The sequence below is a fragment of the Kitasatospora sp. NPDC051853 genome (assembly GCF_044452665.1).
Lineage (GTDB): Bacteria > Actinomycetota > Actinomycetes > Streptomycetales > Streptomycetaceae > Kitasatospora.
In genome coordinates, this window is sequence record NZ_JBITBY010000017.1 from 48749 (window position 1) to 63008 (window position 14260).

Annotated in this window: 12 protein-coding genes and 1 riboswitch; of the genes, 10 read left to right on the forward strand and 2 right to left on the reverse strand. The window is 73.8% G+C overall.

From position 1 onward, the window contains the following. Positions 1-89 precede the first annotated feature (89 nt). From metE to ACIA8O_RS36360, 6 genes are all read left to right on the forward strand, one after another. Positions 90-2399 (forward strand): 5-methyltetrahydropteroyltriglutamate--homocysteine S-methyltransferase, encoded by a 2310-nt coding sequence (gene metE, locus ACIA8O_RS36335; protein ID WP_396298330.1) that lies wholly within the window; start codon positions 90-92, stop codon positions 2397-2399. A gap of 115 nt (positions 2400-2514) precedes the next feature. Then, a riboswitch (cobalamin riboswitch) is annotated at positions 2515-2659 on the forward strand. A gap of 102 nt (positions 2660-2761) precedes the next feature. Then, positions 2762-4339 (forward strand): prenyltransferase/squalene oxidase repeat-containing protein, encoded by a 1578-nt coding sequence (locus ACIA8O_RS36340; RefSeq protein WP_396298331.1) that lies wholly within the window; start codon positions 2762-2764, stop codon positions 4337-4339. A gap of 35 nt (positions 4340-4374) precedes the next feature. Further along, positions 4375-5385: a hypothetical protein gene (locus tag ACIA8O_RS36345; RefSeq protein ID WP_396298332.1), complete on the forward strand. Its 1011-nt coding sequence runs from the start codon at positions 4375-4377 to the stop codon at positions 5383-5385. Positions 5386-5387: 2 nt separating this feature from the next. Next, complete coding sequence (locus ACIA8O_RS36350; protein ID WP_396298333.1) at positions 5388-6593, forward strand: energy-coupling factor transporter transmembrane component T; 1206 nt, start codon at positions 5388-5390, stop codon at positions 6591-6593. Then, complete coding sequence (locus ACIA8O_RS36355; RefSeq protein WP_396298334.1) at positions 6590-8233, forward strand: ABC transporter ATP-binding protein; 1644 nt, start codon at positions 6590-6592, stop codon at positions 8231-8233. Before ACIA8O_RS36350 ends, ACIA8O_RS36355 begins: the two co-directional genes overlap by 4 nt. Beyond that, the gene (locus tag ACIA8O_RS36360) at positions 8230-9054 is read left to right on the forward strand and encodes an ECF transporter S component (RefSeq protein WP_396298335.1); all 825 of its coding nucleotides are present in this window, start codon (positions 8230-8232) and stop codon (positions 9052-9054) included. Before ACIA8O_RS36355 ends, ACIA8O_RS36360 begins: the two co-directional genes overlap by 4 nt. Before the next feature lie 37 nt (positions 9055-9091). Here the strand turns inward: ACIA8O_RS36360 and ACIA8O_RS36365 are convergent, their stop codons facing one another. Continuing rightward, positions 9092-10150, reverse strand: coding sequence for a PucR family transcriptional regulator (locus ACIA8O_RS36365; RefSeq protein ID WP_396298336.1), 1059 nt, complete (start codon positions 10148-10150; stop codon positions 9092-9094). A 244-nt stretch (positions 10151-10394) separates the two neighbouring features. On the opposite strand from ACIA8O_RS36365, the gene ACIA8O_RS36370 reads away from it, so the two are divergent. The 3 genes from ACIA8O_RS36370 (at position 10395) to ACIA8O_RS36380 (ending at position 13054) form a co-directional block, all read left to right on the forward strand. Further along, the gene (locus ACIA8O_RS36370) at positions 10395-10904 is read left to right on the forward strand and encodes a hypothetical protein (RefSeq protein ID WP_396298337.1); all 510 of its coding nucleotides are present in this window, start codon (positions 10395-10397) and stop codon (positions 10902-10904) included. Positions 10905-10978: 74 nt separating this feature from the next. After that, positions 10979-12424 carry a flotillin family protein gene (locus tag ACIA8O_RS36375; RefSeq protein WP_396298338.1) on the forward strand — a complete coding sequence of 482 codons (1446 nt, stop codon included), beginning with the start codon at positions 10979-10981 and terminating at the stop codon, positions 12422-12424. 108 nt (positions 12425-12532) lie between these two features. After that, positions 12533-13054, forward strand: coding sequence for a hypothetical protein (locus tag ACIA8O_RS36380; RefSeq protein WP_396298339.1), 522 nt, complete (start codon positions 12533-12535; stop codon positions 13052-13054). 310 nt (positions 13055-13364) lie between these two features. Here the strand turns inward: ACIA8O_RS36380 and ACIA8O_RS36385 are convergent, their stop codons facing one another. Continuing rightward, on the reverse strand, positions 13365-13619 hold the full coding sequence (locus tag ACIA8O_RS36385) for a hypothetical protein (protein WP_396298340.1): 255 nt from the start codon (positions 13617-13619) through the stop codon (positions 13365-13367). Positions 13620-14103: 484 nt separating this feature from the next. Between ACIA8O_RS36385 and ACIA8O_RS36390 the strand changes: the two genes are divergently transcribed. Continuing rightward, positions 14104-14235 carry a hypothetical protein gene (locus ACIA8O_RS36390; protein ID WP_396298341.1) on the forward strand — a complete coding sequence of 44 codons (132 nt, stop codon included), beginning with the start codon at positions 14104-14106 and terminating at the stop codon, positions 14233-14235. Positions 14236-14260: the final 25 nt, after the last annotated feature.

Here is a 14260-nt window from a genome sequence, read left to right on the forward strand (position 1 = left end):
GCACATCCTGGTGCCGCGTCCGCGCTGTCACACCTCCTCGCCCGCGCGCCCTCCCGGGATCGCAGCGCGACTCGCGAAGGAGAGTCTCCGTGACCACCAGCACCACCGCCTCGCAGGTCACCGTTTACGGTTACCCCCGGCAGGGGCCGGACCGTGAGCTCAAGAAGGCGGTCGAGGGCTACTGGAAGGGCACCGTCAGCGCCGCCGCCCTCCGCTCCACCGCCGCCGAACTGCGGTGCGCCAACTGGCGCCGCCTCGCCGGAGCCGGCATCACCGAAGTCCCCACCGGGGACTTCTCGTTCTACGACCACGTCCTGGACACCACGGTGGCCGTCGGCGCGATCCCGCCCCGCCACCGCGCCGCCGTCGAGGCCGACTCGCTGGACGGCTACTTCGCCATGGCCCGCGGCACCCAGGAGGTCGCGCCGCTGGAGATGACCAAGTGGTTCGACACCAACTACCACTATCTGGTGCCCGAGTTGGGACCGGACACGGTCTTCACCGCCGACTCCGCCAAGGCGGTCGGCGAGCTGCGCGAGGCGATCGGGCTCGGCCACCGGGGCCGCCCGGTCCTGGTCGGCCCGCTGACCTACCTGCTGCTGGCCAAGCCGGCCCCCGGCGTGTCCGCCGGCTTCCAGCCGATCACCCTGCTCGACCGGCTGCTGCCGGTCTACGCCCAGCTGCTGGCCGAGCTCAAGTCGGCCGGTGCCGAGTGGGTCCAGCTGGACGAGCCCGCCCTGGTCCAGGACCGCACCCCGGCCGAACTCAACGCCGCCACCCGGGTGTTCCGCGACCTCGGCGCCCTCACCGACCGTCCGAAGATCCTGGTCGCCACCTACTTCGACCGGGCCGGCGAGGCGCTGAAGGTGCTCGCCAAGGCCCCGGTGGAGGGGGTCGGCCTGGACTTCACCGGGCCCGCCGCGGCCAACCTGGCGGACCTCGCGGCCGTCGGCGGGCTGCCCGGCAAGCGGCTGGTGGCCGGGGTGGTGGACGGGCGCAACGTCTGGGTCAACGACCTGGAGAAGTCGCTCGCCACCCTGGCCACCCTGCTCGGCCTGGCCGACCGGGTGGACGTCGCGCCGTCCTGCTCGCTGCTGCACGTCCCGCTGGACGCCACCGCCGAGCGCGAGCTGGACCCGCAGATCGCCCGCTGGCTGGCCTTCGCCCGGCAGAAGACCGCCGAGGCGGCCCTGCTCGCCCGGGGCCTGCGGGAGGGCACGGACACCATCGCGCCCCAACTCGCCGCCAACCGCGCCGACCTGGCGTCCCGGGCCGGCTCCCCGATCACCCGCGACCCGGCCGTCCGGGCCCGGGTCGCGGCCACCACCGAGGCCGACGCACGACGCGGCCAGGCCTACCCCGAGCGGGCGGCGGCGCAGCGGGCCCGGCTGGCCCTGCCCGTGCTGCCGACCACCACCATCGGCTCCTTCCCGCAGACCGCTGAACTTCGGCTTGCCCGGGCTGACTTGCGGGCCGGGCGGATCGACGCGGCGGCCTACCGGGAGCGGATGGAGGCCGAGGTCCGCGAGGTGATCGAGTACCAGGAGAAGGCCGGCCTGGACGTCCTGGTGCACGGCGAGCCCGAACGCAACGACATGGTCCAGTACTTCGCCGAGCAGCTCACCGGCTACCTCGCCACCCAGCACGGCTGGGTGCAGTCCTACGGCACCCGGTACGTCCGGCCCCCGGTGCTGGCCGGCGACATCTCCCGGCCCGCCCCGATGACCGTCGACTGGCAGCGCTACGCCCAGTCCCTGACGGACCGTCCGGTCAAGGGCATGCTCACCGGCCCGGTCACCATGCTCGCCTGGTCCTTCGTCCGCGACGACCAGCCGCTCGGCGACACCGCCCGCCAGGTCGCCCTCGCCCTGCGCGACGAGGTCACCGACCTGGAGGCCGCCGGGGCCGCGGTCGTCCAGGTGGACGAGCCCGCCCTGCGCGAGACCCTGCCGCTGCGCGCCGCCGACCGGGCCGGCTACCTGGCGTGGGCCACCGAGGCGTTCCGCCTCACCACCTCGGGCGTCCGCGCCGACACCCAGGTCCACACCCACATGTGCTACGCCGAGTTCGGTGAAATCCTCGGCGCCATCGAGGACTTGGACGCCGACGTGATCTCCCTGGAGGCGGCCCGCTCCCACATGGAGGTCGCCCACGAGCTCACCGACGCCGGGTACCCCCGCGAGGTCGGCCCCGGTGTCTACGACATCCACTCCCCCCGCGTCCCCTCCGCCGAGGAGGCCGCCGCCCTGCTCCGCGCCGGTCTCGCCGCCCTTCCGGCCGAACGGCTCTGGGTCAACCCCGACTGCGGCCTGAAGACGCGTGCCTGGCCGGAGACCCGCGCCTCGCTGGAGAACCTGGTCGAGGCCGCCAGGACGGTCCGCGCCGAGCTGGCCGGCTGACCGTACCGCCCGGGAGGCGCCCGCCCAGGCGCCTCCCGGGCCTTACGGGTGTGCCGGTCTGACGGATGGTCAGCACTGGTTGCGCTGTGGTGGGGGCGACGTGACACAGCGTTGACGCTCCGGACGGCCACATGGTCTGATGAACCGCTTTTCATTCTCGATGGTGGGGGAAGCCGGTCGAACTCCGGCGCTGACCCGCAACCGTGGACCCGCCGGCCGGCGGGTGAGCCGGAATGCCCATCCCGAGGAGTCCACCAGCAAGCACGTGCGTCGTCGCGGACTACGACGCGGTCACCGCAGGCCCGTCCGGGCCCTGTCGGCTGCCCCGTCACTCCCGCATCGACCGATCAGGGAGACATTCGGTGAGGGTCAGCAGTCGCACCACCCGTCCGCGCGGAGGCCGCAGCCTGGCGTCCGCCCTGCTCACCTCGGCCGTCGCGGTCGCCGCGACCGGCACCGTGCTGATCGGCCACCCCGGCACCGCCGCGGCCGAACAGGACCTGTCCGCCCTCACCGGCACCGATCCCTCGACCGTCCGCCGGGACCTCGGCACCACCGACCCGTCCACCCCGAAGCCCAGCCGCTCGCCCGACCTCGCCAAGGGCGGCACGTACCTCACCGACCCGGCCCACCTGATCGACGGTCACTACTACGACGCCGTCCCCGGCTTCAAGTTCGCCGACTTCGGACTCACCATCGACGGCGCCTTCGCGCTCGCCGCGACCGGCACCGACGACGCCGCGCTGCGCCGGATCGTCGACTTCCTCGACCAGCAGGGCAGGGACGGCAACGACCGCACCGTCAACGACTGGACCGCCGTCGGCACCGAGTACGCGGGCGGCGGCTCGATCGGCAAGGAGGCGCTGCTCGCCCAGGTCGTCGGCCGCGACCCGCGGAAGTTCGGCGGCCACGACCTGATCGCGGCGCTCGACGCGGCGGTCTGCGCCAAGGCCTCCGAGGACCTCGGCTGCGACGCGGCGGGCAACTACACCTGGGCGACCTCGGTCTTCTCCCAAGCCCTCGGCGTGACGGCCCAGTTGCGGGCCGGGGACACCACGAACGCCGCCGCCCCGACCGCCTACCTGCGCGGCCTGCAGAAGCCGAACGGCGCCTGGCCGAGCCTGATCCCCGCCACCGGCGACTCCGACGTGGACAGCACCGCGATGGCCGTCATGGCGCTCGCCCTGGTGCCCGGCGAAGACGCGGCGGCGGCCGTCGACAAGGGCCTCGCCTGGCTCGCTTCCGTCCAGAGCGCCGACGGCGGCTTCCCCGGCGCGGCGGACAACTCCACCAACTCCGCCGCGCTGGCCGTCCAGGGCATGACGCTCCGTCAGGGGACGTACGCGGCGCAGATCGCCAAGGCCGTCGAGTTCCTGGCCGACCGGCAGAACGGCGACGGCGGCTTCGACGTCGCCTCCGCCGGCCAGAAGGGCTCGGACGTCCGGGCCTCCACCCAGGCGCTCGGCGGTGTCACCGGGATCTCCTTCGGCACCCTGAAGCGCGATCTCGGTACCATCCCGCCCGACCCGAGCGGCTCCCCGTCCCCGTCCCCGTCCGCCTCCACCTCTCCGGAGCCTTCGCCCTCACCCTCGGCCTCGGCCTCGCCCGAGCCCTCCGGCTCGCCGTCCCCGTCGCCGTCCCCCTCCGCGTCCCCGTCGGCGTCCCCCTCCGCGTCAGCTTCGGCGACTGCCGATCCGTCCAACTCGTCCACGTCGCCCGGCAATCCGACACCCACGCAGTCCGTTACGACCACCACCCGTGCCCCCGCCCCGGCCGGCGGCGGCACGGGTCAGGGCGGCCCGGCCGACTCCAGCCTCGCCCGGACCGGCACCGACGTCCTGGGCCTGGTGGCACCCGGTGTGCTGCTGACCATCGGTGGTGCCGCCGTGCTGGTCTCCCTGCGTCGCCGGAAGACCTCTGACACCGGGCGGCACCTGTGAACCGGCAGCCGGGCCGACTCATCCGTGCGGCGCGGGTGTCGGCCTCCGCCGCGCTCGCACTCGCCCCGGCCTTCGCCGGGCTCGGTGCGACGCCCGCCTCCGCCGCACCGCTGCCGATGGACCAGTGCACCACCACCTCCGGTGTGGTGCTCGCGGTGGACTTCGGCCACTGGGGCGGCCCGCTGCTGCGCTCCTGCGGCACCACCCCCACCACGGGCTACGCCCTGCTGAACCAAGGCGGTTGGAGGACCACCGGCACCGGGCACGACGGTCCGGCCTTCATCTGCCGGATCGGCTACAGCGGCCACCAGGGCGGCAAGCAGTACCCGACGCCCGAGCAGGACAAGTGCGTCAAGACCCCACCCGCCACCGCCTACTGGTCGTACTGGCACGCCGACCCGGGCCAGGACTCCTGGTCCTACAGCCAGTTGGGCGCCATGAGCTACCAGCCGGTGCCCGGCAGCGTCGACCTGTGGATCTTCGGCGGCACCGACATCGGGGGCGCCGAGGGCCGGCCGACCGTGTCCCCCGACAGCCTCCGCGCCCACAACACCACGCCGGGCGGCAACGCGTCGAACCCGACACCACCGCCCGGCGGCTCCACCGGCGGGGGCACCGGCACCGGGGGGACCGTAGGGGGCACCACCAACAGCTCCACCAGTGGCGGGGCCGGCAGCAGGCCGTCCTCACCGCCGGGGACCACCACGCGCGGTGCCGGCAGCCCTGCCCCCGCCGGCACGTCGACCGGCACCGCCCCGCCCGAAGCCACCCCGCAGGAGGGTTCCGCCGCTCCGAGCCCCACCGAACCGCCACCCACTCCGACACCGCCACCGTCACCGGATACGAGCGGGACGTCCACCGGGACACCGCCGGCCTCCCCGTCCCCGTCGGCCTCCGGCCTCACCCCGGTCGACGCGGCTCCGGTCGCCGACGCCCCGCACGCTGCGGGCTCGATGGCCCCGGCCGCCGTCGGCGCCGCCATCGTGCTCGTCCTCGGCGTCGCCACCGCCGTCACCGCGCTGCGCCGCCGGCGCCGGGCGGAGTGATCGTGGTGGCTCAACTCGTCAAGTCCACCGAGGGGTTCGCCTCGGTCGCCGGGCGGGTCCCCCGGGACCTGCACCCCGTCGCCTGGTGGATCTGGGCCCTCGCGCTCGCCACCGCCGCCAGCCGCACCACCAATCCGCTGCTGCTGTTCCTGGTGCTGGGCGTGCTCGGCTTCGTGGTCACCTCCCGGCGCACCGACGCACCGTGGGCCCGCGGTTTCACGTACTACCTCTGGCTGGCGCTGACCGTGGTCGCCGTCCGGGTCACCTTCCGCTGCGTCTTCGCCACCGGCGTCACCCCGCGCGACCACCTGCTCTTCTCGCTCCCGCACATCCCCACCCCGGACTGGTACGCGGGCATCCGGATCGGCGGGCCGGTCTCCTTGGAGGCCGTCCTCTCGGCCGCCACCGACGGGCTGCGGCTGGCCTGTCTGCTCTGCTGCATCGGAGCCGCCAACACCTTGGCCAACCCCAAGCGCGCCCTGCGCGTGCTGCCCGGCGCGCTGTACGAGCTCGGGGTCGCCGTCACGGTCTCGCTCAGCGTCGCGCCCCAGTTGGTGCAGAGCGTGCAACGGGTCTTCCGGGCACGGCGGTTGCGGGCCGGGCGGAGCAAGGGCCTGCGGGCCCTGCGGGGGATCGCCGTACCGGTGCTGGAGGACGCGCTGGAGCGCTCGATGCACCTCGCCGCCGCGATGGACTCCCGGGGCTACGGCCGGGCCGGCACCGCCACCCGGGCCTCCCGGCGGGCGACCGGGGCCCTGATGCTGCTGGGCATGTGCGGTCTGTGCGCCGGGATGTACGGGCTGCTCGACGGCACCGCCCCGGCCCTGCTCGGCCTGCCCGCCCTGGCGGCCGGTTCGGTGCTCTGCGTCGGCGGCCTTCTGCTGGGAGGACGCCGGATCCGGCGCACCACCTACCGGCCGGACCCCTGGCGAGCGGCCGAATGGGCCGTCAGCCTCTGCGGGGTGGCCGCCGCGGTGCTGCTCTGTGTCAGCGTGGGCTACGACGCCGCCGAGCTCAACCCCTCGCTCCACCCGCTCAGTTGGCCCGCCCTCCCGGTCGTCCCGGTGGTCGCCCTGCTGCTCGCCGCCTCGGCCGGGGTGCTCTCCCCGCCGCCCGGCCGCCCTCCGGTGACCGCCACCACCGCGCCCACCACCGCCACCGCGACCGCCACCGGTACCGGTCGCACGCCCTCCGAGGTGACCGAGTGATCCGCTTCGACCGGGTCGGCGTCCGCTACCACGGCGCCGACCGCCCCGTCCTGCACGGGGTCGACCTCACCGTCCCGGAGGGCGAGCTCTGCCTCGTGGTGGGCCGCACCGGCAGCGGCAAGTCCACCCTGCTCGGCGCCGTGAACGGCCTCGTCCCGCACTTCACCGGCGGCACCCTCAGCGGCCGGGTCACCGTCGACGGCCGGGACACCGCCCACCACCCGCCACGCGAACTCGCCGACGTGGTGGGCGTGGTGGGCCAGGACCCGCTCGCCGGCTTCGTCACCGACACGGTCGAGGAGGAACTCGCCTACGCGATGGAACAGTTGGCCATCGAGCCGGCCGTGATGCGCAAGCGGGTGGAGGAGACCCTGGACCTGCTCGGCCTCGCCGACCTGCGCCACCGGGCCCTCAGCGAGCTCTCCGGCGGCCAGCAGCAGCGGGTCGCCATCGGCTCGGTGTTCACCGCCCACCCCCGGGTGCTGGTCCTGGACGAGCCCACCTCCGCGCTCGACCCGACCGCCGCCGAGGAGGTGCTCGCCGCGGTCACCCGGCTGGTGCACGACCTCGGCGTCACCGTCCTGCTCGCCGAGCACCGGCTGGAGCGCGTGGTCCAGTACGCGGACCGGGTGATCCACCTGCCGGGCGACGGCACCGTCCGCCACGGCGCACCGGCCGAGGTCTTCGAGGAGACCGAGATCGCGCCGCCGGTGGTCGAGCTGGGCCGGCTGGCCGGCTGGCGGCCGCTGCCGCTCTCGGTCCGCGACGCCCGCCGGGCCGCCGCCCCGCTGCGCGAACGGCTGACCGGGCTCCCCGTCCCACCGGTGCGCGACCGGCCCGGAGAGGGAGCGCCGGTGCTGACCGCCGATCAGGTCGTGGTCAGGCACGGCCGGGTGGTCGCCGTCCGGGAGGCCTCGCTGGAACTGCGCACCGGCGAGGTGACGGCCCTGATGGGCCGCAACGGCTCCGGCAAGTCCTCCCTGCTCTGGGCCCTCCAGGGATCCGGCCCGCGCCACGGCGGCACCGTCCGGGTCACCCGGGACGGCGCGGGCCCGGCCGACCCCAGGAAGGTGTCCGCCGCCGAAGCCCGCCGTCTGGTCGGCCTGGTCCCGCAGACGCCCACCGACCTGCTCTACCTGGAGACCGTGGCCCAGGAGCTCGACCAGGCCGACCGCGACGCGGCCCGGGAGCGCGAGGGCCCGACCGCCCGGCAGATCCTGGACCGGCTCGCCCCGGGCATCCCGGACCACGGCCACCCCCGCGACCTCTCCGAGGGGCAGAAGCTGGCCCTGGTGCTGGCGATCCAACTGGCCGCCGCCCCGCCGGTCGTCCTGCTGGACGAACCCACCCGCGGCCTGGACTACCGCGCCAAGGCCGCGCTCACCGCCGTCGTCGACCAACTGGCCGACGACGGGCGGGCGGTGGTGGTCTGCACGCATGACGTGGAGTTCGTCGCCGCCTCCGCCGACCGGGTGGTGGTGATGGCCGAGGGCGAGATCGTCGCCGACGGCCCGACCGACGAGGTCATCGTCGCCTCGCCGACCTTCGCCCCGCAGACCGCCAAGGTCCTCGCTCCGCTCCCCTACCTGACCACCGGTCAGGTGGCCCGGGCACTCACCCCCGCAGAGGCCGCCCGATGACCCTGCCCGCCCTCGCCCTGCCCGCCGCCGTCCGGGTCCCCGGCCGGGCCAGGATCGCGGTGACGCTGGCCGCCTTCATCGGTCTGGTCGCCTTCCTCTGGCCCTTCGTGGTCGCCCCGGGGAAGTTCGGCTCCGCCTACGCGCCGCCGCTGATCTTCGGCGCCCTGCTGGCCCTGGTGCTGGCCGTGGTGATCGCCGAGATCTCCGCCGGCGGCATCGACGCCAAGGCCCTCGCCATGCTCGGCGTGCTCTCCGCCGTCAACGCCGGACTCCGTCCGCTCGGCGCCGGCACCGCCGGGGTCGAGACGGTCTTCTTCGTCCTGGTGATCGCGGGCCGGGTCTTCGGCCCCGGCTTCGGCTTCGTGCTGGGCTGCACCTCGCTGTTCGCCTCCGCGCTGCTCACCGGCGGCGTCGGACCGTGGATGCCGTACCAGATGTTCGGCTGCGCCTTCGTCGGCCTGCTGGCCGGTCTGCTGCCCCCACTGCGCGGCAGGGCCGAGGCGGCGATGCTCGCGCTCTACGGGGCCTTCTCCGGCTACCTGTTCGGGTTCCTGCTCAACCTCTCCTTCTGGCCCTTCAGCCTCGACCCGAACAGCTCCATCGCCTACCTGCCGGGCCTGCCCTTCACCGAGCAGTGGCACCGCTACCTGCTCTTCGACCTCACCACCTCCCTCGGCTGGGACACCGGACGCGCCGTCACCACCGGTGTGTGCATCCTGCTGACCGGCCCGGCACTGCTCACCGTCTTCCGCCGCGCCGCCCGCCGGGCCAACTTCGAGGCCCCCGTCCACTTCACTCCCCCGGCGGGGGAAGGCAGTTGACGCACCCCGCTCCGGCCAACCTGCCGGGGAGCCGCGGTCAGAGTCCGGAGGCGGGCCAGTCCAGCAGGCGGGCTCCGATGACGGCGGTCTGCAGGGTGTAGCGGTGCACCGGGTCGGCCGGGTCGGAGCCGGTGAGCTGCCGGACCCGGTCGAGGCGGTAGGTCAGGGCCCGCACGCTCAGCCGCAGGCGCCGCGCCGCCTCGGCCGAGACGCATCCCGAGTCGAAGTACGCCGACAGCGTCTCCACCAGCACGGCGGGTCCGCCGCGGGCCCTGCGGAGCGGGCCCAGGACGCCGGCCACGAGGTCGGCCAGTGCCTCCCGGTCCCGGGTCAGGACCGGGAAGACCAACAGGTCGGAGACACGCAGAACGGGTCCCGGCAGGTCCATCCTCCCGGCCAGGTCCAGTGCGCCGAGCGCTTCCTCGTACGAGTGGACGACGCCGCCCGCGCCCGGGTGGGGGCGGCCGATCGCCACCAGGGCGGAGCCGGTGGCGGTGCACGTCTGCCGGACGAAGTAGGCGAGCACGTCGTCCTCGTCCCCCGGCGCGACGCACACCAAGCGGCCTTCCTTGGTCGTGAGCAGGATCCGGCGGTCGCCGAAGCGGTGGATCAGCGCGCTGTCCACCTGCCGGGTGACCGGGTCGCCGTCGGAGTACGCGACGGGCCCCTGGGCGACGGCGACCGCGTGCGCGTGGGAGAGCAGGAGCCCGAAGTGCTTGGCCCGCTCCGCCAGCCTGCCCAGGTCGCTGCGCCCGTACAGCAGGTCGTCGATGAACTCGCGGCGGGCGGTCTCCTCCTGACGCACCGCCAGGCGCTGGGCGCGCTCGTGACCTTCCGCGAAGGCGTCCACCGCCTGCTCCACGGCCGCCAGCACCGTGGCGGTGCGCTCAAGTGCCCCAGCGGGCCAGGCGGTACGGGTGGCGGCCAGGTGGGCGCGGACGGCGGCGCGCAGGCCGTGGCCCGCCTCGGCGGCGCGCTCGCCGGCCAGCCGACAGGCCTCGAGTTCGTCCCGGCTCAGCCTGCGGCCGGTGGCGGCGACCTGCGCCAGGACACGCGTGTACTCGTCGAGATGGCTGTCCGGTACCGCCTGGGTCACGCTGCGCTCCTGTCTTCCGTTTCCCGGAAGTATCGGTGATCGCCCGCTGCCGGCACCACCCGCCGGTGTCTCCGGAGCTTGGGGAAACCACGCTGCTCATCGACCCGGACCCGCCCGTGCCGGAAGCTGCCGTGGAGCGGCATCAAGAACGCGTAAAGACTGCCGGGATACGGCAATGAACTCCACGGGTCACGCCTGCGACGATTCAGCCCGACGGGGGAGCACCACACGGAGGGGGCGGGGCATGGCGATGTTCCTCGGGCTGGGCCTGGCGGGCGTCGTCGTCCTCGCCCTCTCCCTGGTGCTGGACGGGCTGCTGGACGGGCTGCTCGACGGTCTCTTCGACGGTGCGCTCGCCGGGCTGCTGTCGGCACCGGTGGTCTCCGGGTTCGTCTCGATGTTCGGCTTCGCCGGCGCCCTCGTCCTGGGGGCCACCTCCCTGGGCACGGCCGCGGCCGTGGCGGCCGGCTGTCTGGCGGGCACCGCGACCGGCTGGCTCACCCGGAGTTTCACCCGGGCACTGACGCACGGGCGCACCGCCGCCACGCCCAGGTCCGAGGACCTGGTGGGCGCGATGGGCACCGTGGTCACCGCGATCCGGGCCGACGGCTTCGGCGAGGTCCTGCTGCGCGCCGGCGGGCAGCCGGTGAAGGTCGCGGCCCGCAGCACCGTCGCGGTCGAGCGGGGTGAGCAGGTGTGGGTCGACGCGGTCCTGTCGCCCACCGCCGTCACGGTCCGCCCTGCCCATCCCTGACCGACCCGCGCACATCTCCGGAGCACCCGGAGCGAACCGACAGCCGCCCTCCACGGGGCGAAGGGGGACACCTCATGAGTCCAGTAGTCACCGCCGCCGCCGGAGCGTTCGTCCTCCTGCTGCTGCTCGTCCTCGTCGTCGTCACCCGCTACAAGGTCGCGGGCCCGAGCGAGGCCTTCATCATCACCGGCCGCCGCGGCAGGACCTCGACCAACCCCGAGACGGGCCGCGTCAGCACGGACAACAGCGGTCAGAAGGTCGTCGTCGGCGGCGGTGTCTTCGTCGTGCCGTTCGTGCAGCAGAAGTTCACCCTCGACCTGTCCAGCCGGCACATCCCGATCGCGGTACGCGGTGCCGTCACCCTGCGCGGGGTGAAGGCCAACCTCGACGGGGTGGCGATCGTCAAGGTCGGCGGCAACGAGGACGCCATCCGGGCCGCCGCCCAGCGCTTCCTCCAGCAGCAGGACGGCATCGTCCGCTTCACCCAGGAGGTCCTCTCCGGCGCACTGCGCGCCATCGTGGGGCGGATGTCGGTGGAGGACGTCATCCGCGACCGCGCCGCCTTCGCCGGCCAGGTCGCCGAGGAGGCGGAGGCCAGCCTCTCCGGCCAGGGCCTGGTCCTGGACGCCTTCCAGATCCAGGACATCACCACCGAGGGCACCTACCTGGAGGACCTCGGCCGGCCCGAGGCGGCCCGCGCCAAGCAGGAGGCCGACATCGCCGAGTCCAACGCCCGGCGCGCCTCCGAACAGGCCCGGCTCAAGGCCGCCGAGGAGATCGCCGTCGCCGAGCGCACCTTCTACCTGAAGCAGGCCGAGATCCGGGTCGAGACCGAGGCCGCGACCGCCAAGGCGAACGCCGCCGGGCCGCTCGCCGAGGCCGCCCGCCAGCAGGAGGTGCTCACCGAGCAGGAGAAGGTCGCCGAACGGCAGGCGGCCCTGACCGACCGTCAGCTCGACACCCAGGTCCGCAAGCCCGCCGACGCGGCCCGCTACCAGGCCGAACAGCAGGCCGAAGCCCGCAAGGTCGCGCTGGTCAAGGAGGCCGAGGCGGAGGCCGAGCGCGCGCGGCTCACCGGGCTCGGCGAGCAGGCGCACCGCGCCGCACTCGCGGAGGCGGTGCGGATCGAGGGCGAGGCCGGCGCGTCCGCGATCACCGCCCGGGGCCTCGCCGAGGCCGAGGCGATGCGCAAGAAGGCCGAGGCCCTCGCCCAGTACGGCGACGCGGCGGTGATACAGATGCTGGTCGAGGCACTGCCCCAGGTCGTCGGCAAGGCCGCCGAGCCGCTGGGCGCGATCGACAAGCTGACGGTGATCTCCACCGACGGCGCGAGCCGGCTCACCAGGACGGTCACCGACAACGTCACCCAGGGTCTCGAACTGCTCAACTCCACCACCGGCGTCGACCTGACCGAGCTGCTGGGCGGCATCGTCGGACGCACCACCCCGAACCCGGCGCCGTCCCCGACCCCGGCCCCGGCAGGTCAGCCGGTGAGCACCGCCATCGAGGTCACCGCCTGACGACCCGCGCTCCGCCGCCCGCCCCAGCAGCGGAAGGCGCGACCTGTGGGGGCGTGCCGGCCATGAGGGCGCAGGTCCCTCGTCCGTTCGTGAATCTTGGGAGCTCAGATGATCTACGGTCCACTCGAACTCGTCGACGGTCGCTGGGTGTTGGGCGACGCCCAGCGGCCGGGCGGCCGCTGGGTGGGATTCGAGCCGGATGGTCTGGTGCACCACGCCGAAGGCACACAGGGCGAGTTGATCCCCTGGTCACGGATCATGCCTGGTGTCGGGCTGCAGATCGGGCACGGGACCAAGGGGTCGGGGTACTGGGGTGACGTCGGGTTGACCGGCCTGCTCGGCGGTCTGCCCGGACCCTTCCAGGGGCGCGGTGGCGGGCACCTCAGCATGACGCTCCGCCATCCGTACGAGTACCGAAAGCTCACCTTCGACCGGCATCCCACGTGGTACAGAACGGCACACGTCCTGCTCCTGGCGGAGTTGCTGACCCACGCCGTCTCCGAAGGCGACGCCCACCGGCTCGGCGACGCCGAGTGGCTGACGTGGGCAGTCGGACGCCTGGAGACCGTGGGCTCGTGGCCGCTCGGACACCAACCGGCCGACGTGCTGCAGAAGTCCCTCTCCGGCTGACGGGCCGGCCCTGTACCTGCTGGGCCTGCGGAGCCCGTCCGGCGACGCGCCCAGCGCATGACAGCCCGTCATGTCGGGCCCGGCCGTGGCCGCCCCGCGCGGCACCGACGCGGCCGACGGCAGCTCGGCCGCGGTCGGCGCATTGCATCCCCAGAGAATGCGTGAACGCTTCGAAAGAATCCACCGAAGTGAATTTGAAGCGGCCATTCGAAGCTGGAGAGGGTGCGGATTGGTCTCGCCTGGAAGATTCTTTTTCGCGACTGAGGGTGGCCCTTTCCAGGGTCACCCTCAGTCGCGAGAATGCGGCCGTTCAGAGGAGGATGACGATCCCCCCAACGCCGTACCACAGGCCGCCGTAGTACCAGCCCCAGCCCCAGCCGGGGTAGTAACCCCAGTGCCCGTGGGTGGTCACGTTGACGCTGATGTGGCTGGTGTGGGCGGTGAACGACTGGTTGTGGTGCCCGGCGGAGAAGGACACCGAGGAGCCGCTGGAGACGCTGACCGAACGCGCCTGAGCCGCGCCGGCGCCGGAGGCCGCGGCGATCGGGACGGCCACCGCCGTCACAGCGAGCGAGCATGCCGCAATGGACCGAGCGATTTTCCTGGTCATTTTCTGTCACCTCGGAAAAGGGTCAGATGATTTCCCGCTTCCAAATGTATGACCAAATCTCCGCCGATGCCATCCTCAATTTCCCGGGCCGGATCCGTCCAATTGCGACCGCCGCCCGTCCCGTGGCAGGTGCACCCGGCGCGGCCGTACGGATTCCCCTGACGGCCCCTCGGTCCGTCGCCGTCCCGGCCGCCGGTTCACCGACTGGAACGGCGGCCACTGGCAGGGGGGGACGACTGCGAACGGCGCGCACGCCACCACTTCGAAGCCCCGGGCACCACGCCAGCAGCGCGCCCTCCGACTGCGCCACGCGGCCAGCGAGGCCACCAACTGGCCGAACGCCACAGCCCCGTCCTCGTACTCGCCACCCACCGGCGGTACGGGGCCGCACGTCACCACACGCGCGGGCGACCTGCTGCTCCTGGACCTGGAGCTGGACGTGCTGCTGCGTCCGGGCGCGGTGGTGGTGTTCGTGCCGGACCGGCTGGTTCCCGATCTCCTGCCCTACATGGCCCCGGCTGCGGAGAGCGCCGTGGCGCCGCCGGCCATCGTCCGCGCGGGGGGCTGCTGACGAGGACCGGCTGCGCTCGACAGTG

What these genes read in the sequence shown, in the direction of transcription:
- ACIA8O_RS36370 (WP_396298337.1), top strand. Translation starts at nt 10,395, where the DNA reads ATGGCGATGTTCCTCGGGCTGGGCCTGGCGGGCGTCGTCGTCCTCGCC.
- ACIA8O_RS36360 (WP_396298335.1), top strand. Translation starts at nt 8,230, where the DNA reads ATGACCCTGCCCGCCCTCGCCCTGCCCGCCGCCGTCCGGGTCCCCGGC.
- ACIA8O_RS36380 (WP_396298339.1), top strand. Translation starts at nt 12,533, where the DNA reads ATGATCTACGGTCCACTCGAACTCGTCGACGGTCGCTGGGTGTTGGGC.
- ACIA8O_RS36375 (WP_396298338.1), top strand. Translation starts at nt 10,979, where the DNA reads ATGAGTCCAGTAGTCACCGCCGCCGCCGGAGCGTTCGTCCTCCTGCTG.